Origin of the sequence: Rothia aeria (genome assembly GCF_016726365.1) — a bacterium.
Classification (GTDB): domain Bacteria; phylum Actinomycetota; class Actinomycetes; order Actinomycetales; family Micrococcaceae; genus Rothia; species Rothia aeria.
Genome location: NZ_CP068102.1, coordinates 1822694 through 1842487, shown reverse-complemented (window position 1 = coordinate 1842487; position 19794 = coordinate 1822694). Strand labels below are relative to the sequence as shown.

15 protein-coding genes are annotated in these 19794 nt (G+C 59.6%); 8 read left to right on the top strand and 7 right to left on the bottom strand.

Annotated elements, in window-relative coordinates:
• Positions 1-240: 240 nt before the first annotated feature.
• On the top strand, positions 241-5844 hold the full coding sequence (locus I6I94_RS07970; RefSeq protein WP_201620586.1) for an Lhr family helicase: 5604 nt from the start codon (positions 241-243) through the stop codon (positions 5842-5844).
• A gap of 122 nt (positions 5845-5966) precedes the next feature.
• Here I6I94_RS07970 and I6I94_RS07965 read toward each other — a convergent pair whose 3' ends face one another.
• Positions 5967-6605: a TetR/AcrR family transcriptional regulator gene (locus I6I94_RS07965; RefSeq protein WP_128087075.1), complete on the bottom strand. Its 639-nt coding sequence runs from the start codon at positions 6603-6605 to the stop codon at positions 5967-5969.
• Positions 6606-6845: 240 nt separating this feature from the next.
• Here I6I94_RS07965 and I6I94_RS07960 point away from each other — a divergent pair, with 240 nt between their 5' ends.
• From I6I94_RS07960 to I6I94_RS07940, 5 genes are all read left to right on the top strand, one after another.
• The gene (locus I6I94_RS07960) at positions 6846-7946 is read left to right on the top strand and encodes a pseudouridine synthase (protein ID WP_128087076.1); all 1101 of its coding nucleotides are present in this window, start codon (positions 6846-6848) and stop codon (positions 7944-7946) included.
• A gap of 137 nt (positions 7947-8083) precedes the next feature.
• Positions 8084-9355: a glycoside hydrolase family 76 protein gene (locus I6I94_RS07955; RefSeq protein ID WP_126500552.1), complete on the top strand. Its 1272-nt coding sequence runs from the start codon at positions 8084-8086 to the stop codon at positions 9353-9355.
• A 135-nt stretch (positions 9356-9490) separates the two neighbouring features.
• The gene (tgt, locus tag I6I94_RS07950) at positions 9491-10801 is read left to right on the top strand and encodes a tRNA guanosine(34) transglycosylase Tgt (RefSeq protein WP_128087077.1); all 1311 of its coding nucleotides are present in this window, start codon (positions 9491-9493) and stop codon (positions 10799-10801) included.
• Between the two features lie 16 nt (positions 10802-10817).
• Entirely contained in the window at positions 10818-11384 is a 567-nt protein-coding gene (locus I6I94_RS07945) for an SRPBCC family protein (RefSeq protein WP_201620585.1), read from the top strand.
• Between the two features lie 250 nt (positions 11385-11634).
• Positions 11635-12957 carry an MFS transporter gene (locus tag I6I94_RS07940; protein WP_128087078.1) on the top strand — a complete coding sequence of 441 codons (1323 nt, stop codon included), beginning with the start codon at positions 11635-11637 and terminating at the stop codon, positions 12955-12957.
• A 136-nt stretch (positions 12958-13093) separates the two neighbouring features.
• Here the strand turns inward: I6I94_RS07940 and I6I94_RS07935 are convergent, their stop codons facing one another.
• On the bottom strand, positions 13094-13822 hold the full coding sequence (locus I6I94_RS07935) for a hypothetical protein (RefSeq protein WP_201620584.1): 729 nt from the start codon (positions 13820-13822) through the stop codon (positions 13094-13096).
• A gap of 244 nt (positions 13823-14066) precedes the next feature.
• Between I6I94_RS07935 and I6I94_RS07930 the strand changes: the two genes are divergently transcribed.
• Both I6I94_RS07930 and I6I94_RS07925 read left to right on the top strand, forming a co-directional pair.
• Positions 14067-14423, top strand: a complete 357-nt coding sequence (locus I6I94_RS07930; protein ID WP_128087081.1) for a hypothetical protein — start codon at positions 14067-14069, stop codon at positions 14421-14423.
• A 56-nt stretch (positions 14424-14479) separates the two neighbouring features.
• Positions 14480-14731, top strand: a complete 252-nt coding sequence (locus tag I6I94_RS07925; RefSeq protein ID WP_201620583.1) for a hypothetical protein — start codon at positions 14480-14482, stop codon at positions 14729-14731.
• Positions 14732-14799: 68 nt separating this feature from the next.
• Here the strand turns inward: I6I94_RS07925 and I6I94_RS07920 are convergent, their stop codons facing one another.
• From I6I94_RS07920 to I6I94_RS07900, 5 genes are all read right to left on the bottom strand, one after another.
• Positions 14800-16023: an MFS transporter gene (locus tag I6I94_RS07920; RefSeq protein ID WP_128087083.1), complete on the bottom strand. Its 1224-nt coding sequence runs from the start codon at positions 16021-16023 to the stop codon at positions 14800-14802.
• A gap of 81 nt (positions 16024-16104) precedes the next feature.
• Complete coding sequence (locus I6I94_RS07915) at positions 16105-16485, bottom strand: hypothetical protein (RefSeq protein ID WP_006887642.1); 381 nt, start codon at positions 16483-16485, stop codon at positions 16105-16107.
• Positions 16486-16541: 56 nt separating this feature from the next.
• Positions 16542-16754 carry an Imm53 family immunity protein gene (locus I6I94_RS07910; protein WP_232018555.1) on the bottom strand — a complete coding sequence of 71 codons (213 nt, stop codon included), beginning with the start codon at positions 16752-16754 and terminating at the stop codon, positions 16542-16544.
• A 372-nt stretch (positions 16755-17126) separates the two neighbouring features.
• Positions 17127-17654 (bottom strand): acyl-CoA thioesterase, encoded by a 528-nt coding sequence (locus tag I6I94_RS07905; RefSeq protein WP_023134514.1) that lies wholly within the window; start codon positions 17652-17654, stop codon positions 17127-17129.
• 499 nt (positions 17655-18153) lie between these two features.
• Positions 18154-19680 (bottom strand): amino acid permease, encoded by a 1527-nt coding sequence (locus I6I94_RS07900; RefSeq protein ID WP_128087085.1) that lies wholly within the window; start codon positions 19678-19680, stop codon positions 18154-18156.
• Positions 19681-19794: the final 114 nt, after the last annotated feature.

Genomic DNA, 19794 nt, shown 5'->3' with positions numbered 1-19794 from the left:
ACCACATGGAAGGCTTCAGTGCACCGCGCAACGCCTCACCGTTGTTTAACCGACAGAAAATGTAGCGCGAAACATACAGGAACAGTCCACACTATGAACACCCCGGCGGTACTGGCAAAGCCCCAGGTGGCACCCCATATTCACCATCACAGGGGTCTTCTCGCCAAGCCGCCGTAGTCGCGACAGCCCACCATGACCTAAACCCCGCTGCGCACCGCACATTTTCGGGATAATGGAACCATGCCCGACGCTCTAGCACCTTTCTCACCCGCCACTCAGCAATGGTTCCGCAACGCTTTTGGCACCCCGACCGCCGCGCAGGAAGGCGCTTGGGAGAGTATCAGCAAGGGCGAAAACGCGCTTATTATCGCCCCCACGGGCTCCGGCAAAACCCTTGCCGCTTTCCTGTGGGCGCTCGATGCGCTCTACCGCGACAAAAGCACAGAACCGGGTCAGCGCGAGCTTACGACATCGGCTCAGGCGCAGAAAAACGGGGACGCTCGGGAAACACACAAGACCAAGAAAAAGCGTGCGGGCGGTACGCGCATCCTGTATGTTTCACCTCTGAAAGCTCTCGGGGCGGATGTGGAACGCAACCTGCGCGCGCCGCTTGCGGGGATTGCGCATACGGCGAAGGAATCCGGGCGAACCCCGCCCGATATTACCGTGGGTATTCGAAGCGGTGACACCCCGGCGCGAGAGAGGCGGCAGCTTATCAGCAACCCGCCCGATATTCTGCTGACCACCCCCGAATCGCTCTACCTTATGCTGACCTCTGCGGCACGTTCGACACTCACCGGCGTGACAACTGTGATTGTGGACGAGGTGCACGCCCTGGCGGGAACTAAGCGCGGGGCGCATCTGGCGGTGTCCCTGGAGAGGCTCGATCAGCTGGTGGAGCGACCGGTGCAGCGCATCGGACTCTCTGCAACCGTGAACCCACCCGAAGCCGTCGCCACATTTTTAGGCGGGGTGCACCCGGTGACAATCGTGGCGCGGCAGGTGCCCAAACGTTGGGATCTGCGGCTCTCGGTACCCGTGCCGGATATGGCGGCGCTCGGCGGGGCAAACGATTACGGGCAGGGCAGCTATGCCCCCGGGGAGCAACGGGCACCGCGCGGGCAGGATTCGCCCGGTTCAGCCCCGAACGCCCCGGATTTGCAGGTTCAGGCAGCCGATGATGCGCCATCCTATACTCTTGCGGATGCTATTGGCACCTTCCCCGGTGAAGAAGGATTATCTCTTGAGCTGCTGAACAGCTCTGCCGAACAAGATGGTGCCGCGAGCGCGACGGCGGGTGCCGGGGCACGGAAGCCGGGCGGTGAGGGCGAGCGCGCGTCCGGGTATCGTGCCTCGATTTGGCCTTATGTTCAGGAACGCATCGTGGACGATATCGAGAATAATCGTTCTACGATCGTGTTCGTGAACTCGCGTGGGCTTGCCGAAAAACTTACCGCGGCTCTCAACGATATTCATGTGCGCCGCGAGCTCTCACGGCGCGAGCTTGCGGGTGAGCCTCTGCCTGACATTGGTGAGGATCCAGATATTGCGCCGTTGGCGCGGGCGCATCACGGTTCGGTGGCGAAGGATCAGCGCACGCTTATCGAAGAGTCCCTCAAGAATGGTTCGCTGCGGTGTGTGGTCGCCACAAGTTCCCTGGAGCTCGGCATCGATATGGGGCATGTGGATGCGGTTATTCAGGTGGCGTCCCCGCCGTCGGTGGCTTCCGGTCTGCAGCGGGTGGGTCGTGCCGGGCACCGAGTGGGCGAGGTTTCGCGCGGGCTTTTTTATCCGAAGCATCGCGGGGATTTGTTGGGCTCTGCCGTGGCTCTGTCCGGTATGCTCGCCGGGTCTTTAGAACCGCTTACCGTTCCCGCGAACCCGCTGGATGTGCTTGCCCAGCAGACCGTCGCCGCCTGCGCTTTGGGGCCTATCGGGGTGGATGCCTGGTACGAGGCGCTGCGCCGCACCGCTCCTTTCGCGAACCTTTCGCGCGCGCTCTATGACAGTACTTTAGAGATGCTGGCGGGCAAGTACCCTTCCGATGAGTTTGCGGAGCTTCGCCCGCGTATTATTTGGGATCGCGCCGCCACTGCCGATGCGCCAAGCGGCACGATTGAGGGGCGACCCGGTGCGCAGCGGCTTGCCGTGACTTCGGGCGGGACGATTCCCGATCGTGGGCTTTTTCCTGTCTACCTGGCCGGTTCTGAGGATTCCAAAGCACCTAAACGGGTGGGCGAGCTGGACGAGGAGATGGTCTACGAGTCGCGGGCAGGCGATGTGATCGCCTTGGGGGCGAGCAGTTGGCGCATCGAGGACATCTCACACGATGCGGTGCGCGTGAGCCCCGCACCCGGCGAGCCTTCACGCCTGCCGTTTTGGCATGGTGAGCGGGTGGGCCGCCCGGTGGCGTTGGGCCGTCGTCTGGGGCAGTTTACCCGCGAGTTAGCGAAGTCTGCGGGTGCTGACTCCGGAAGCGAAGACGCCTCAGCGACGGCTGCGATACGCGCCGAGCTGACCCGGTTAGGGCTGGATTCTTGGGCGAGCGATAATTTGCTCGCTTATATTCGGGAGCAGCGCGAGGCTACCGGCGTGGTCCCCACCGATACGCGGTTTGTGGTGGAGCGCTGCCGCGATGAACTGGGAGATTGGCGCGTTATTTTGCATTCGCCGTACGGGTATCCGGTGCATGCGCCTTGGGCTGTGGCGGTGGGCGCCCGCGTGCAGGAACGGTACGGTATTGATGCCAGCGCGCTTGCGGCAGATGATGGTATTGTGCTGCGTATTCCTGCGGTGGAAGATACCCCGCTGGGTGCTGAACTTTTTCTCTTCGAGCCCGATGAGCTAGAGGAGATCGTCAAGGATCGTGTGGGCGAATCGGCGCTTTTCGCGTCTCGTTTTCGAGAGAGCGCCGCCCGTGCCCTGCTTCTGCCGCGCCGCGATCCGGGCAGGCGTACTCCCCTATGGCAGCAGCGCCAGCGTTCGGCGCAACTGTTGGATGTTGCGCGCAAATACCCCGAGTTCCCGATTCTGTTGGAAACCGCCCGCGAATGCTTGCAGGATGTATATGATGTTCCTGCGCTTCTTCAGCTGCATCGGGATATTGCCGCGCGGCGCATCAGCCTGTCGCAGGTGCAGACCGAGGGGCCTTCGCCTTTTGCCCGCACCATGCTTTTCGAGTACGTGGCGGAGCATATTTATGATACGGATGCGCCCGCCGCTGAACGCCGCGCTGCCGCTTTGGCACTGGATCCGGCGCTTTTGGCGGAGCTGCTGGGTACCGCTCAGCTGCGCGATCTGCTGGATCCGCAGGTGATTCTTGAGGTTCAGGAGCGTCTTCAGCGCACCGGGGTGAAGTATCGGGCACGCGGGGTTGAGGGTGTGGCGGATCTTCTGCGCCAGCTCGGTCCGCTCACGGCAAATGAGCTGGCGCTGCGGATGCGCGGGAATGAGGGGTCCGGGGTTGAGGCCGTGCCCGAGGTCTCTTGGAGCACTCCAAAAGGCAGCGAAAGTCGATCTAAAAAGGCTGATATTTCACATGAGACCGGGCACTCAGCCGAAAATACCGCCGAGGGTCTACCGGAAGAAGACCTTGAAACTACCCCGCACGCCACCGCCGAAGAGGCGCGCACGCTTGCCGAAGAGCTGGTCGCATCCCGCAGGGCATTCGTTATCAATCCGCACTCAAATATAGCGGGTAGCACGGAACCGATCTATGCCGCAGTGGAAGACGCCGCCCGGCTGCGCGACGGGTTAGGGCTGCCGCTTCCGGTCGGGATTGCTCAGGCGTACCTCATGCCGGTCGCCGCGCCGCTCGAAGACCTAATCTCGCGGTATGCGCGCACGCACATCCCCTTTACCGCAGCCGAGGCGAGCGCCCATTTCAGCCGCATCACGCCGACGGGTTCGGGTGCTATTCTGCCGGTTTTACGCGCTTTAGAGACGCAGAATCGGCTGTTCTCGGGTGAGTACCTGCCCGAGGAACTGCGTGTATCTCGCGCGGAGGCAGCCGATACGATACCGCCCTCCCCCGCGCCCACGGCAAGCCTGGAATGGGTGGACGCCGAGGTGCTTCGCCTGCTTCGTGCCCGGTCTTTGGCGGCGCTGCGCCGCGAGATTGAGCCGGTGCCACAGCGTGCCTATGGTGCGTTCCTGCCCACCTGGCAGGGAGTGCGCACGCAGACGGTCAAGGTTTCGCGCAGGCTCGCAGAAACCACCGAGTACGGTGCGTATTACGAGCCCGAACGCACGGTTCAGGTTCTTGCCGAAAACAAAGGTTCATCCGCCGAGGCATTAGAGGGTCGCGAAGGCTTACTGACGGTCATTGATCAGCTGGCCGGGGTGCGTGTGCCCGCCTCTGCTTTGGAGACCCTCGTCTTGCCAGCACGGGTGCGTGATTATTCGCCGCAGCTCTTAGATAGTCTGTTGGCCAGCGGAGAGGTGCTTTGGCGCGGCGAAGGCGAAATCTCCGGCAATGACGGCTGGGTGAGCCTGCATCTTACCGAATCCGCCGAGCTGACCCTGCCCGATTCTTCCCGCACGCAGGCCTTGGATGAGCTGGGCTCGGTGGAGCACGCCGTCTTTGAGGCGCTTTCCGGCGGCGGGCTATTCTTTATGCCGCTTCGTGAGCGCGTGAACGACATCTTGGCCTCTCGCGCCGCCTCGGGCGAGGTTGTGCATTTTCCGGAGGCTTCGGAGGTATCCGCCGCGCTGTGGCGCCTGGTGTGGGCGGGGTTGGTCACGAACGATACTTTCGCCCCGGTACGTGCCATGCTGGCGGGCGGATCGAGTGCGCATCCGGTGCGGCCCGCCGCTCCCCTAGCGCGCCCGGTGCGCAGGCGCGGTGCCGCACGATTGTCGGCGGCGCGTACTTCTGTGGGTGCTTATCCGCGCAGGTATAGCGGCTTGGGCGGCACCCGTGCCAGCTCTTCTGATCCGCAGGTTTCGGCCCGGGATTCCGGACGTTTCAGCCATATTAGCCTTCCCCAGAGCCGCCCTCATACTGGGGGCACCGAGTCTTCGCAGGAAGCGGATGCGACCGTTACCGCCTATGCTCGCGCGGAGCTTCTTTTAGACAGGTACGGTGTGCTCACGCGCGGCGCGCTCGCCTCTGAGGATGTGCCCGGTGGCTTTGCGGCCCTGTACCGCGTCTATGCGGCTGCCGAGGAACGTGCCCTGGTGCGGCGCGGATACTTCATTGAGGGGCTGGGTGCGGCTCAGTTTGCCTCCCCAGCAACAGTGGATGCGGTGCGCTCCTACACTAATATTGGCACCGACACCCCGCAGAATACCGGAGTAAAGCGAACAAAAACCGAGGAAGTATTCGGTGTATTTGAGGGTGTTCTGTTGGCGGCTACAGACCCTGCGAATCCCTATGGTGCGGCGCTCACGTGGCCTTCCGTCCCCAGCTTGCTCTCGGTCTCTTCTACATTCGGCGGTGCGGAAGAGGCTGCGCGCGAAAGCGCAGAGACCGCTCGGTCCGTGCGGCATCGTCCGGGGCGTAAGGCGGGTGCCTGCCTCATCCTGCTCGATGGTGAAGCGGTCCTCTATCTGGAACGCGGCGGCAAAACCCTGCTGTCTTTCACGGCTGACCCTCTCAAACTTGAGGCTGCGGCTCCGCTGCTGGCGCGCATCGTGCAGGCGGGTATTGCTGAGAAGATCGTGGTGGAAAAACTCAACGATTGTGATATTCTAGCGACCCCGGAACCGCCGAATCATCGGGGAGCCTCCAAGGCCGATTCTAACCGGCTGACCGAGCATCCGGTGGTGGCGTTACGGCGCGCACTGCTTGCGCAGGGCTTTTACACGACTCCGCGCGGTCTGCGGATGCGCCGCTCCCTCTAAAATACTGGGGTACCTATGCATCTGGGGTACCCAGATATGTGGGTGCTTTAAAAGCAGAAACCCGCATCGAGGGAACCGAAATATTTTCGGCAGCTCCCGATGTGGGGTCTTGTTGAAAGGCTCTAGTAGCCACCTCCGGTGAGGTTATCAGCGGCGCCCATGCACAGTTCGATAGCTTCTTCGGTGCGCATTGCCCGTGCCCCCGCCGAGACACGCCCGCGTGCTTTCCCCTGCACCACGTGCCGGGCGAAGTAATCGACGAGATGCATCCAGCCGCCAAGTATCATGCGGGTGCGGTCGTTCACGGGCATGCCGGTGCGGTGCAGCATCCATTCGAGGTACTCATCCGGGGTGTCGGGAACGGCGCTGGTGGCTTCGGTGCCGCGCCCGGCCACACGGTCAAAGTAGACATGTAACGCTGTGTGCAGCGCCTCCTGCGGGTCTTCGTGATGCTCGCTGAGGGTTTCCAGAACCGCCCGGGCTTCACGGCGAGTCACAGCAGCAGCCAGGGACTCCTTGCCGGGGAAGTAATGGTACAGCAGGGCACGGGTAATCCCGGCTTCCTTGGCGATGTCGAGCATGGAGGCGCCTACCACTCCGCGCCGGGCAAAATGTGCGGCGGCAACATTAATAATCTGCTCTTCGCGGGCGGCGGGGGTCAGCCGCGTACGGTGCGGCACAGGAAGCTTCCTCGTCTTATTTTTAGTGTGGTTGGGTGCGTCTTGACTCATTTCAGCTTCGTTGCGTATATAGTGTTCCATAATTGCCCCTTATATGTTCGATTGCTCGAACCCTCTTTTTTCAATCCTACCGCTTCACCCTGAACGGCTGTGGGTTTTCAGAAAATATGACGCCCAAACGGGCATCGAACGGCCATATTTAACGCCTCAAAAACTATAGAAAAAATCTATACTGCATAAACTTCAGCTTTAATTAGACAGATAAAGTGGATATTTTGGGGGAAATATTACGCCAACGGGGGCCGCCGGTAGAATCGGCGTATGCCCAGACGAGTCACACGAGACACTAAAACCCCGCCGCTGCCCCAGCGGGCGGGTATTGACCCGGTAGCGTTTACCCTCCCCAATGACCCGGGGGCCGCGCTTGACATCGCGGGGTCAGCGCACCCCAATCAGCCGGTGAGAACTGTCGCAGATTTTTTAGTGGCCCGGTTCTACCCACATAACCCACGAATTATTACGGACCGTCTTGAGCGCGGGGAGATCCGCACCGATAACGGGCGTATCCTCACCGGCGATTCACCGTACGTTCCCGGGCTCACCATCTGGTACTATCGGGAACTGCCCGAGGAGCCTCAGCTCCCCGATGACCTGCCGGTACTCTACGAAGATGAACATGTGCTGGCGGTCGATAAACCGCATTTTCTGCCCACCACCCCGCGCGGGGCGTTCGTGGCCCAGACGGCCCTCACCAAGCTGCGGGTACGCGAGGGAAACCCGCTGCTGGTGCCGGTTCACCGGCTGGACCGGGCGACGGCGGGGGTGCTGCTCTTCGCCAAAACGGTTCCGGCGCGGGGATTATTTCAGACCATGTTTGCCCGCCGCGAGGTCTTCAAAGAATATCTGGCGGTGGCCCGCCCCATACCCGATCCTCAGGCGCGTGCCGCAGCATTATCGGGTGAGCTGACGGTGCGCACCCGCATTGAGAAAATACGGGGTAAGCTGCAGGTGCGGCAATGGGATCAGCCATCGTGTGAACGGGAACTATTGAACCCCAACGCCACCACCGGGGTGCGCATCCTCACAGTTTTCGATGCGCCCGGCCCGCATCATACAGCCAATACACCTCAGCACACCGGCGCAATCGCGCACCCGGCACCGGGCTGCCCCGTCACCGGTGGGCAGCTGGCACTGTACCGGTTACGCCCGCACACCGGTAAAACCCACCAGCTGCGCGCCCACCTGCACCTGCTGGGGGCACCCATTGCAGGGGATGTGCTCTACCCGAAGGTACTGCCGCCAGCCGATGCCCCGGAGCTGCCGCTTCAGCTAGTGGCGCACCGACTGGAGTTTGAGCACCCCGTCACGGGCGAGCGGGTGCGGTTACGCAGTATGCGGAAGCTGGCTCTTCTACCGTCATAATCCACCATAAATTCAGCCCTGAGGCCATAAGCCTGCACGTGAAGGCGAACATTTCCCACAAGATGGGATAATGTCAAAGGTAAATAAGGGTAAAGTATAGATGAGTAAAACTGTCTCGGCCCCCGGGAAAGGCATTTATGGAATCCACTCACACATCGCAGGCGCCCACCCACACCGCAGCCGACTACGCCCAGCGTGCGGCTGATCGTGCCCGGTTAGCCGCGGATTCGGTGCTTCACCAATTTGCGCACCGTCCCTTGGGCGTGCCCGGAACGCTTCTTGGTTCCGTGCAGGTGCCCGAAACCCGGCCCCTCAGCAAACGGCTTAAAGACTGGCACTACTGGTGGCAGGCGCATTTTTTGGAGTGCGTGGTAGACGCCGGGGAACGCGAGCTGCACGCCGGTAACCGGCTGGGTGCCTCAGAATGGCTTTCGCGCGCCCGCGCGCTGGTGCGCGGCATTAACGCCCGAAACCTGGGCACATTCGTGAACGGCTTCTACGACGATATGGCGTGGCTGGCGTTGGCTGCCGGTCGCATGAATGAGCTGTCCCGCGCCATGAACGGCGGCGAAGGTGATACCGGTGCGCAGGACGCCGGGAACGTTCTGTTCCCGCAGCTGCGTTCCGGCATGTCACCCTACGGTGGGGTGAGCTGGTCAAAGCAGAAACGGGATTTCATTAACACCCCGGCGACGGCCCCCACCGCCCTGGCGTTCGCCCGCGCCGGTGACGTTGCCGACGCCTCCGCCCTGGTGACCTGGCTCAATAACACCCTGTGGGATGCGGAGCGTTCGCTCTACATCGACGGGGTGAACGTGCGCACCGGCAAGGTCCGTGATGTGGTCGGTGCCCGCGACATCGACTTGGATTACGAGCAGAATATTTACACGTACAACCAGGGGACGGCTCTGGCCGCACTGCTGGCGGTCGCAGAACGCAGCCCCGAGCAGGCACACTCCCTGGTGCGCCGTGCCGAGCAGCTGATTGTGGGTATTGTGACCCACCTGAGCGAGGAGTTCGTGTTCAGCGACGGCCAGCGCGGGCGTGTGCTCGCATCCGGCGGTGACGGCGACGGTGCGTTGTTTACCGGCATCCTGGTGCGGTACTTGGCACAGGCGGCACAGTGCGAGCTGCTGAGCAAGGATGCACGCCTGCTGGCGGCCTCACTGGTGCACGGCAGCGCCCGCGCAGTGTGGGAGGGGCGCCGCGAGTTCGACCCCGAGCTGCCGCTGAGCGAACCGGGTGTGAACACCAGCGAAATCCGTGGCGACGCGGTGGCGGTGTTCTCCCCCAAGTTCACGGAGCAGGCGCACACGGTACTGCCGGCGGGCACCCCCGTGGAGCTCTCCGGGCAGCTGCAGGCATGGATGGTGCTAGAGGCATCAGCCCTGCTGACGCGCGTATCCTAGACGGTGCGCCCCCAGGGCGGGCGCGCTAATGTCACCAAACTTTTCGTTTTTTATTCTTTGTGCGGGTTCTTCGGGCGGTATTTCCGCGCGCCAGTGCCCGGCGGCGAGCACCCCTCCCACGGTGGAAAGGCACACATGAGCAGCAGCAATAGCGAGTTTCCCAACCCCGGTTTCGGGTTCACCGTCACCAGCCGTCTTGCCGAGACCGCATCCCCCTCAGCCGAGCGTGTTGAGGCTAACGGCGGGCAGTTTTTGGGGCGCACGGGTGTGATTCGCACCCCGCACGGCGATATTGAGACTCCCGCCTTTACGCCCGTGGGTACGAAGGCGACCGTCAAAGCGGTGCTTCCCGAAGCGATGAAGGAGCTTGGGGCGCAGGCGCTTTTGGCGAACGCCTACCACCTGTATCTGCAGCCCGGACCCGAGATTCTGGATGCCGCTGGCGGGCTGGGGCGGTTCATGAACTGGGACGGGCCAACCTTCACCGACTCCGGCGGGTTCCAGGTGATGAGCCTGGGGTCGGGGTTCAAAAAGGTGATTGACATGGGAACCGTTGCCGATGCGAAGGGTGCCGACGGGCGCCCGATTGGCGACGACGATGTGGCTCACGGCAAGGATCGCCTGGCGCATATTGATGATGACGGCGTGAATTTTAAGTCCCATATCAACGGGTCTATTCACCGTTTCACTCCCGAAGTTTCAATGCAGGTGCAGCATCAGATCGGGGCAGATATCATGTTTGCCTTCGACGAGCTGACAACTCTGTACAATTCCCGCGGGTACCAGGAAGAGGCGCTGGAACGCACCCGTCTGTGGGCGCTGCGCTGCATTGCGGAGCATGAACGGCTCACGGATGAGCGCACGGGCAAACCCTACCAGGCACTTTTTGGGGTGATTCAGGGCGCGCAGTATGAGGATTTACGCCGCAAAGCCTGCCGTGATTTAGGTGATATGCCGTTCGATGGGTTCGGTATCGGGGGTGCCCTCGAAAAGGAGAACCTGGGTACCATTGTGCGCTGGTGCGCCGAAGAACTCCCGGAGGCTAAGCCCCGCCATCTGCTGGGTATTTCGGAACCGGACGATATTTTTGTGGGGCTGGAAAACGGTGTGGACACCTTCGACTGTGTCTCACCCACCCGCGTGGCGCGTAACGCGGCGCTCTACTCCCCCACCGGGCGTTTTAACGTGACGAATGCCCGGTTCAAAGCAGATTTCTCGCCCATCTATGAGGGGTGCGACTGCTATACGTGCACACACTATACACGCGCCTATCTGCGGCACCTGTTCAAAGCGGATGAGCGGCTGGCGGCGACCCTCGCCTCCATTCACAATGAGCGGTTTATCGTGCGCATGGTCGATGATGCGCGCGCCGCGATCGCCGACGGCACCTACTTCGAGTACCGTGACGAATTCCTCGGTAACTATTACTCTGGGAAGAAACCATAGCTACGAAAGGCCTACTGTGAGTGTTACGAAGGTACCTGATGAAGAGCTGCTCGTGTTTGACCACGAGATCGCGGCGAACCCCAAACGGGTGTTTACCGCCTACCTTGACCCCTCACAGCTACACCGCTGGTACGGTCCGGCGGGGTGGCGTGCCCAAACAGACGACCTTGTTGTGGAGTCCGTAGTGGGCGGTATTCAGCGGGTGCGGATGGTGAACGATTTCGACCCGGGGGCCACCTGCGTGCTGCAGAGCCGGTTCCTGGCTATTGAGCCGTACCACGAGCTGGAGTACGCCGAGCAGCTGCCGAACCACCTGGGTGAGCCCAGCGACATTCTGGTGTATTCCCGGTTCCGTTTTCACCCCGAGACGGTGATTACTCCCGAAGGTGTGGGTGAGGGCACGCGCATCACCGTGGAGATCGGCCCCATGCCCCCGAATGTTCACGAGGAGGTACGCACCAGCTGGCGTTCCACCTTCGCCCGGCTGGATGCGCTGCTCACCGAACACGACGACCCTGAACAAGAAGATGCCAGCCCCGAACAAACGGATGACGGCCCCGGCCAGGCATCGGACCCTCGCTAGTGGCAAGCCGCGCATCGCCTCATTCTTGGCCCTATGTGGCGCGGGGTGCCGCACATCCCCTATACTACAAGTGACTCCAGTCACCCTCGAATTGGATGGGATCATGATTATTCAGCGCCGCTGCTACGAAAACGACCGCTAATACCCACGGCACACGCACACCCGCGAACACTGACGACGTGGGTTCTACGCGTATGCCGTCAACACCCCACAGGTATAAAAGCACTCGACGTTTTCAAGGAACAAACGCATGACCCCCAATACCCCCGCCAGCGCGCCCAAAAACCCGTTACGGGCCAACACAGCATTTCAGCGCACCGCTGCGGCCCTCGCCCTCAACCAGCTCTCAGACGCAATGTCTCTCATCACCATCACCTTCATGGTGATAGCGATGAACGGCTCCCCCGAGCTCGCCTCCCTGGTGCTTTTCTGCTGCAGCTTCACCGCAATCACCGCCGGTATTATTTCCGGCACCATCGTAGACCGCATGACCCCGCGGCGGGCACTCATCCTCTCATGCGCCACCCAAACACTGGGCTGGGTGGGCGTGCTTGCCCTCAGCATGAGCGGGTCCCACTCTATTGTGGTGCTAACACTTATTCTGGTGCTGCTGACCGCCGCATCCCAGCTGGATTACCCCAGCGAGCAGAAAATCATTGCCGCGACCGTTCCCGTCACGGATCTAGGGCGCGCCTCAGCCATAGGGCAAGCACGCGAATCAGCCGCCAACCTATTCGGGGCACCAATTGCAGGATTTATCGCGGGGATATCACTTCACCTGCTGCTTGCGGCGCAGGGGCTGCTCAACCTGGTGGCCCTCGCCGTGGTTCCCAGCCGCAGAAGCATCGACCAGTACCGGAAGACGAAAAACAACAGCGACGACCCCGCGCCCGGCGGCAGCACCGTATCGGCCACCGACAGCGCGGCACCTGAAACGACCTCCGGGATACTCGCGGACTTCAAAGACGGGTGGCGGCGAGTACTCGCCGACAAAACCCTACTGGCAATAGCCGCCGTGACCGGAATAGCAAATTTTGCGACCACCGGTATTCCGCTCACTCTCATCTACTACTACCAGTCGGCTGGCTTCTCAGCACTGTGGGTGGGGGTACTCATGGGCGCCTTCGGGGCGGGAGTACTTACCGGCTCCACCCTGGTAGGCTTTCTCACCGACCGGCTGGCGCTGAGCACCCTGGGGATATGCGCCGTGGGTACGATCGCGGCAGGGCAGCTCGCCGCAGTATTCATACACCCCACATTCTGGGCGACAGCCGTTGTGTTCGCGCTCGCCGGGGTGCCGCTACCGGCGTTTAACGCCAGCATTATGGCCTACGTGAACGCCACCACCGACGAGGCCGCAATAGGCAGGGTGCACTCGGCGCTGGGCGTGCCCGTCATGGCGCTAATGCCCGCAGCGACACTCGCCGCCGGGGTGCTTTTCGGTGCCTGGGGTGCTGGCACCACCCTACTGTTCTTCGCCGTATTCATGGTGCTTTCGCTGGTGCTTATGCTCGTACAGCCGGGCCTGCGCACCCTGCCCAAACTCTCCGAACTGGAAGACGTGAACTCATAGTCCGCGCCCCTCACCGGCAGAAAGGGGAGGAACAAATCGCAGCCAACACAAAGGCGCTTTAGCGGCAGATAACGGTTTCGGGCCGTTGCCTGCCGCTAAAGCGCCTTGAGAAGGAACCAGCAGTAAATAGCTGCGGCTACTGGGCTGCGGCACCAGCAGCCGACTCAGAAGCCGCCGCGGTGCTCGGGGATGCGCCAGGCTGCGCAGGGGCAGTACCGCCGCCCTGCTGCTGGGAGGCTGGGTTGCTCAGCTGTGCAGTAAACTTCACGCCCCCATTAGCCGCCGTGCATTCAGCAGAGCTGGACTGCTCATTCCACGAACACTGGGCATCCTGAATGGCCTGGCTGGCGCGCGACGACGCCGAGGTATTCACGTACTCCTGCATCACCGTCAGCGCACGGTCACACACTACCGCACCGTTCTGTACGGTAACGACCGCACTGCCATTCTGCGCCTGAATATTGCCGCAGCTCTCGCCTGCACGGGCTATTCTCTCGGTGGGAGCCTGGGGGTTCTTGGGGTTATTGTTGGCACCGCCCTGCCCGGAGCCTGCGGCGGCGCTGGCGCTTTCGCCAGCCGCTGTGGCTGTGGGTGCCCCTGCGGCAGCCGAGCTGGTGGTGATAGTGCCCCAGGTGGGTTCGTCAGATACCGTGGCGGGGGCGGTACCAACCGTGGGCTCCTGCGCGGCGGTACTCACCTGCGGGGATGCGCTCGCCACAGAAGCACTCGCGGAGGCGCTGGCGCTTGCACTGCTTGAGGCGGCTGATGAGCTGGGGCTTTCCTGCGCTTTCTGATCTCCTGATGAGCATGCTGTTAGCGCCAGAGCGAGCGCCGCACCAACGGCGAGAACCGGGTAAGCTTTCACGGGGTTTTCTCCTTGATTTATCGGGGTGTATTAAGCCGGGTTTAATTTTACCTCTCCCCGACGAAGGCTCTTACCCACGCTGGCTCCATCTTGAACGCTCCATCACAGCGATACGCAGGCTCTTTCGCCTCAAAATATCACATGTAAATATTTGCAATATAAATATATTGAATGATTCTAAAAGTCTTATATAGTAGCTTATTTCTATCTATAATATATTTTAGAATATAAAAGGAGGTTATTAGTGAACATCCCCGAATGGCTATTAGCCCTCCCAAGTATCTCAGGGTTTTTAACTCTTCTGGCTGCTATCATCGGCGCAGTCGCTGTCTTACGTGCCAGCCGGGAGCGCGCCAGAGAAGCAGTAAGCGCTGAGTTTCAAGACCAGATGCAGTGGGCAGCAAAGTATGTGGGCGACTCATCAAAGCCATATGAGCAGGCCTTCGCCCTTATGCTTATTGATCGATACGCTCATAAGCCACCAAAGTTACTGGGGGCAGAAGACCTAGAAATTGCCCAACAGATGCAAGACATTGTGGCTCGAACTTTGGATATTACAGGGTTTCCTCCCGACAGTGAAAACTCAAATGGTGTAGAATAGGGAAACTACGTACTGCGGCCAAGCTCACCCGTCTGAATGGGTTTTGAGGAGTTATCATGACCGTTACATCACATAAAAAGTGGACCCCAACTTTCGTCAAGAACGGCGAAGTTGCGCCGCCGCGTGCAAACCGTGACGAAGTTCTGCACGAAATCCGTACCAGTTATTACAACAGTATTTCTGCGCAATCACAGGCACGCCAGACGGCCCGCCCTCAAGAATCTGCGCCCCCGCAGCAAAGCTGGGCGCGCCGGTACGCAGACCAACTACTAGGTTTTATTGGGCGTAAATCGCACTCGGCCCCCTAAATCACTGGGTGAGCGCCTCTGAGAAAGTTAGGCCTTTCTCAGAGGCGCTTCAGTTTGCCATGTTGGTGCTATGAACTCTCGAAAGGACAATGGCCCGTTTTCTCTCCTTGAGCCTGTCCTACACGGCTATGCACCAGCGCATACAGCAGCAGGTTCGCCACCGCCGCACCGGTTGCCGTCGCGCCGCCGATCATGACAATAGTGCGCGCATCCCCCAGTATTCCCGGCGTACCGAGTAGGTCACCCACAAGCACCATTGAGCTGAACAGCGAGCCGATAAGAGCCCAAGACTGCCCCTGGCGATGCTCGGGCACCCGTGTATACACCATGTCACGAATACCCATATTGTGGATCGAGTTGAAGAACCCGCCTACCAGGAACCCAGCTCCCACAATCCAAGGATTCGCCACCAGCCCTTCCAGCAGAATCGCGGCACCAATAAAGAATCCGCCCCACAGAATCGCGTTCACCAGCTGCGGTTTGTACCATCCGCGCCCGTAGAAAACGCTGGCGATGAGCGCCCCGACAGCCCACATCGCCAACACGAGCGAATATTCGAATGCGGTGTTCGTGATGGATTGCAGGTAGAACACCCCGGCGATGCCTTCCATCGTGGTGGAAGCAACTACGACCGCCATCACAGGTAAGAAAACCACGAGGGCACGGGCGCTGGAAATAGCCGAGAATCCTAGGAAAATATCTTTAAAACTATCGCGTTTAATCGCATCGGACAGCTCATGATCGGGCTGTGCTGGCACGTTAAACCAGGCGATGACTGCCGCAGTCAGCAAGAACACCGAAGAACCTACTATGGTGGCGGTCATGTTCCAGGTGGCGAAGAAGGCGCCCACAGGCGGGGCTACGATCGAGCAGAACGAGCCGATTCCCACAATAGAGGCGGATGCGCTCGACGGGGTCATACCCGGCGCCTTCGGCAGTAGTTTGAATTCGGCGGCGTTGGTGAGATTTCCGGCGGCTCCATTGAACACGCTCATGGCAACGATAGTGACCGGATGCGGGAAAAACGCGATGACCGCCACGCAGAGCGAGGATACGGCCAGGGAGCCAGACCAGCAGGTTCGACCCGAAAAACGATCGGCAACCCAGCCTGTGAAAGGACCGAAGAGTATGCCGGTGAAGAACCCGCCGACGGCCATGACGGTGAGCCACCAGGGCTCGGCAATGCGCGAGATATAAACGATGAGGATCAGCCCGAAGGATGCGTCCGCGAATCCATCGATCAGGGTGATGAGGAGAAGGGGAGTTTTGACGTATTGAGTTAGTTTTTTCATGTTTTCGTTTCGGTTCAACACCAGGGGCGTAAGACATCTATAGACTGTGCCCTGCCGCCTGCGCTTATTACGCTAGTAGTTTTACGCAATACTAATCTCAAACCCTTCTAGGGTTAATGAATTCAAAGTTATATTTTTCTTGTGCGTACAGATCGTCACTTCAATAAGATTACCCAGCGCGTCTCTTTGGCATTCCACACTGTGAATGACACCTAAATCCTCATTGGTAATATGCATTAGCGTAAAAATATCGCCCTCTTCAATGTCGAAAAGACAAGTAATCTCATCGGCCAGTTCTACTTCTATATCTCCATCATTGGAGGAAAACACCGCGAAGCCGTCCTCCAGCTCGAAAAAGAGCCACCGGTACATGGGCTGATAAAACTGCTTTCCACCGGTGTTTTCCGTATACCCTGAGACAATAACTCCATGCACTGATTTTTGTAAAATATTTTTAAACATGGCTAGTGTAGAATCCTTTATTCATGAGTTATGTCTTCTCTATTTCGGGGCCACTATTAACTATTAATCCATTCTACCGCGTGCGCCAGTATTTCCTCTAGGTTATTGATGCCGCCGTAAGCAACAAAGTTATCGTCACAGGATTTTACTGACAGCCAGTTGTCCTCGGAACGGTCAACGAAAATATTTATGCTTTTCTTATCGGTCTCTCCCGTAAGAGAGACCGTCCACCCCGGGTTATCTAAGGTATCAATTTCAACCCCGTACATGTGCTCCCAGGTTCCGTCGCATTTTGATTGATACCATTGCTGTAAAACTTTTAATAAATCACCCATCGGCTTAGCCCTTTTATTGTATTTATCTAAAGAAATACCAACTGCTAACTCAAATTTATGTATTTATTGTATGAGACAGGTTCAGTGTAACCCAAGAAAAACCGATAAACTAAGCAGAAGCCACCGCCTAAATACACACCAGCAGCACTTGGTACACCACCAAGTACATCCGCTACAGCTTAGTTTTTATACTAGTAAACTTCGTGGCTCCCCAAGGAGCGCGCCTTGTATATTCAGTACAAACATCTCCGCATCCCTCCAAGGGGAGCCCCTGCTACTGCATATAGAAGCCCGCCTGTGAGGCGCTTACTGGGTAATGGCTGTGGCCGACCCGTGACCGAGCATTTTGTGACCCTCCAGCATGGCGCGCTGAGATGGGTTCAGCCGTGCCAGCTGCTCGGCGGTTGAGTCCCAGAATGCCAGCACCGTAAAAGCACGCACACAGTCGGTGCCGTTGACGGGGTTAAGGATCTTATACCCCACCCGCACCGAGGCGGCTGTAATCTTCTCAATGCGCACCCGCACCGGTATGTTCTCACCCGTATACGGCAGCGGCGCCACGTAGCGGATACCGTGCTCAGCAATGAGCGCCTGCACCCCGTCGGCCATGGTCTCAAACAGCGGGATAGGTGGGGCGGGCAGGTTTTTCGGTTTCTGCCCGGACGATGGTGGCGGGCCAAACAGGGCGATACGTGCCTCTTCCATAATGGACAGGATGGCCACGTTATTTACGTGGCCATAGGCGTCCATATCTCCCCAGCGTGGGGGCACGTATACGGTGATTTCACGGTCGGTGTGGTCTGTGGTTGTTTTGTTCGTGTTTTCTTCGCTCATAGTTCAACTGTACAGCGCGGGTGTGGGAAGCACTAAAGGCTCAGCGGCGCCTTAATCCCGCAGGCGGTGTACAGAAGAGGCACGCACACTAATTGTGTTCTAACCATAATCATATACGGTGTAAATACACAGCATACCGCACATAAAATTGCTAAAGCTTATAGTAAAGGTTTTATATTTACTAAAATACTGCTCCCCGAAGGCTTCAATGCCTTCGGGGAGCAGACAACACACAGACATTTGAACGCATACAAGATCATACGGTTCACTAAATACTATATCTCTGCGACCTCGGTAAAACCTCATTTTCGCGGGAATATTACATAAAATTCTGAAAATAATTACCACGGGTCGCCAAGCCCCGCACGCTCATGTGCCAAGGCACGCGCATGGGGTACAGTTCCGGTGATGTAGCGGCGCGGGAATGTGCATACAATAACCGCAACCGTGCCGGAGGCAGGTAGGCTGCCCGTTGTTCGGGCGCCTGGTTTCCTGTGCTCTAGTGCCCAGCCTCAGCGGAGGTTTTAAGGGCCTCAGCTTCCTCGTCAAGGGCCGCAGTGTGCTCGGCGGAAGCCTGCTGCGCCTGGGTGAACGCGTCCTCATCCACGGTGAGCGTGTGCTTGACCCGCGCGAAGTACACAATCGTCAGAACCAGGAAGTACCCCACGCCCACAATCGCGGGGACAAGCGAGCCGCGCACCATGAACAGGGCAACCCACACGGTGAAAAGAACCATGATGCCCGCGCCCGCCGTAACGCGCCCGCCCCACAGGCGGAACGTTGAGCTTTTGCCCTCAACCCGCCGGTACACAATGTACGCGAGCAGAATCAGCACCCACACGGTGAGCGCACACACCATAATCAGGAAGATCATGGAGAGGAACGCCTCTTGCGGGCTGAATAGCGCCAGCAGAATAGCGATGACAACGCCGCTGGTGGAAACCCATACGGCACGCGAAGGCACTCCGGAGGCGTTCACCGCAGCCAGCGCACGGGGCGCCATACGGTCGGTTGCCAGCGAGTGCATCAGGCGGGCACCGGCATACAGGTTAGCGTTTGCCGAGGACAGTGCCGCAATGAGCACCACAAAGTTCACGAAATGCGCCGCGCCCGTAATGCCCAACTGGTCAAAAACCAGAACGAACGGGGAGGTTTCGACTTTCTCCCCCAGCTCACCCGCCGAACGCCACGGAATAATCGACACCACAATAAACAGCGCCAGCACGTAGAACGTTGCCAGGCGAATCATCATAGCCTTCGCACTGGAACGCACTGACCGGGCGGGGTCCTTGGCTTCTGCGGCGGAGATAGAGATCATCTCAATACCGCCGAAGGAGAACATCACGACCGCCAGTGAAAGCCAGACCGAACCGAACCCGTGGGGCATGAACCCGCCGTCGTTGAAAAGGTTGGCGGTGCCAGCCGCCGCATGCCCGGGAAGCCCGAAGAACACTAGGCACAGGCCCACCAGAATAAAGGCGATCACCGAAATAACTTTAATGGACGAGAGGAAAAATTCGAGCGTACCAAAGGATTTCACGCTCGTAATGTTCAGAATAATAATTGCGACACCGAATACCGCGATGCCCGCCCACAGGGGCAGCTGCGGCCACCAGTAATTCAGGTAGGTGGCCACAGACACCAGCTCCACGCCGGTAATGACCACGGTCGCCGTCCAGTAGGCCACCCGCGTCAGAAAACCGGCGTACGGGCCAAGGTACCTGGTGGCGATGGCGCCGAAACCGCCTCGCACCGGGTAACGCACCGCCATCTCGCCAGTGGCCGCGCCTATGACGGAAGCCAGCGCCGAACCGATAGCATACGCGAGAATAACGGCTGGCCCGGCCATGGCGATTGCCCGCCCGGACCCCAGGAACAGGCCGGTGCCAAGCGCCGAGCCCATGACGATCATGGTCATCTGCCCGTGTGAGAGGGAGCGCTTGAGTTCGGCACGGTCGGGGCGTTTGTGCGGGTGCTCGGCACCGGTTCTGGGTGATGCGGAGTGTTGAGGGTCGGAGTCAGTCATGGGGTTAGCCTTCCACGAGATGCTGGGGAACTATGATGAGCGTGTTTGTGTTTCTAGGGTAGTACACCCGCCGCCATTACTACACCGGCGGGCAGAGGATGAAATATCCTCTGC

Bases quoted from the DNA above. Each gene is read 5' to 3' on its own strand.
- I6I94_RS07970 (WP_201620586.1), top strand. From the start codon at position 241: ATGCCCGACGCTCTAGCACCTTTCTCACCCGCCACTCAGCAATGGTTC.
- I6I94_RS07965 (WP_128087075.1), bottom strand. From the start codon at position 6,605: ATGGAACACTATATACGCAACGAAGCTGAAATGAGTCAAGACGCACCC.
- I6I94_RS07960 (WP_128087076.1), top strand. From the start codon at position 6,846: ATGCCCAGACGAGTCACACGAGACACTAAAACCCCGCCGCTGCCCCAG.
- I6I94_RS07955 (WP_126500552.1), top strand. From the start codon at position 8,084: ATGGAATCCACTCACACATCGCAGGCGCCCACCCACACCGCAGCCGAC.
- tgt (WP_128087077.1), top strand. From the start codon at position 9,491: ATGAGCAGCAGCAATAGCGAGTTTCCCAACCCCGGTTTCGGGTTCACC.
- I6I94_RS07940 (WP_128087078.1), top strand. From the start codon at position 11,635: ATGACCCCCAATACCCCCGCCAGCGCGCCCAAAAACCCGTTACGGGCC.
- I6I94_RS07925 (WP_201620583.1), top strand. From the start codon at position 14,480: ATGACCGTTACATCACATAAAAAGTGGACCCCAACTTTCGTCAAGAAC.
- I6I94_RS07920 (WP_128087083.1), bottom strand. From the start codon at position 16,023: ATGAAAAAACTAACTCAATACGTCAAAACTCCCCTTCTCCTCATCACC.
- I6I94_RS07915 (WP_006887642.1), bottom strand. From the start codon at position 16,485: ATGTTTAAAAATATTTTACAAAAATCAGTGCATGGAGTTATTGTCTCA.
- I6I94_RS07910 (WP_232018555.1), bottom strand. From the start codon at position 16,754: ATGTACGGGGTTGAAATTGATACCTTAGATAACCCGGGGTGGACGGTC.
- I6I94_RS07905 (WP_023134514.1), bottom strand. From the start codon at position 17,654: ATGAGCGAAGAAAACACGAACAAAACAACCACAGACCACACCGACCGT.
- I6I94_RS07900 (WP_128087085.1), bottom strand. From the start codon at position 19,680: ATGACTGACTCCGACCCTCAACACTCCGCATCACCCAGAACCGGTGCC.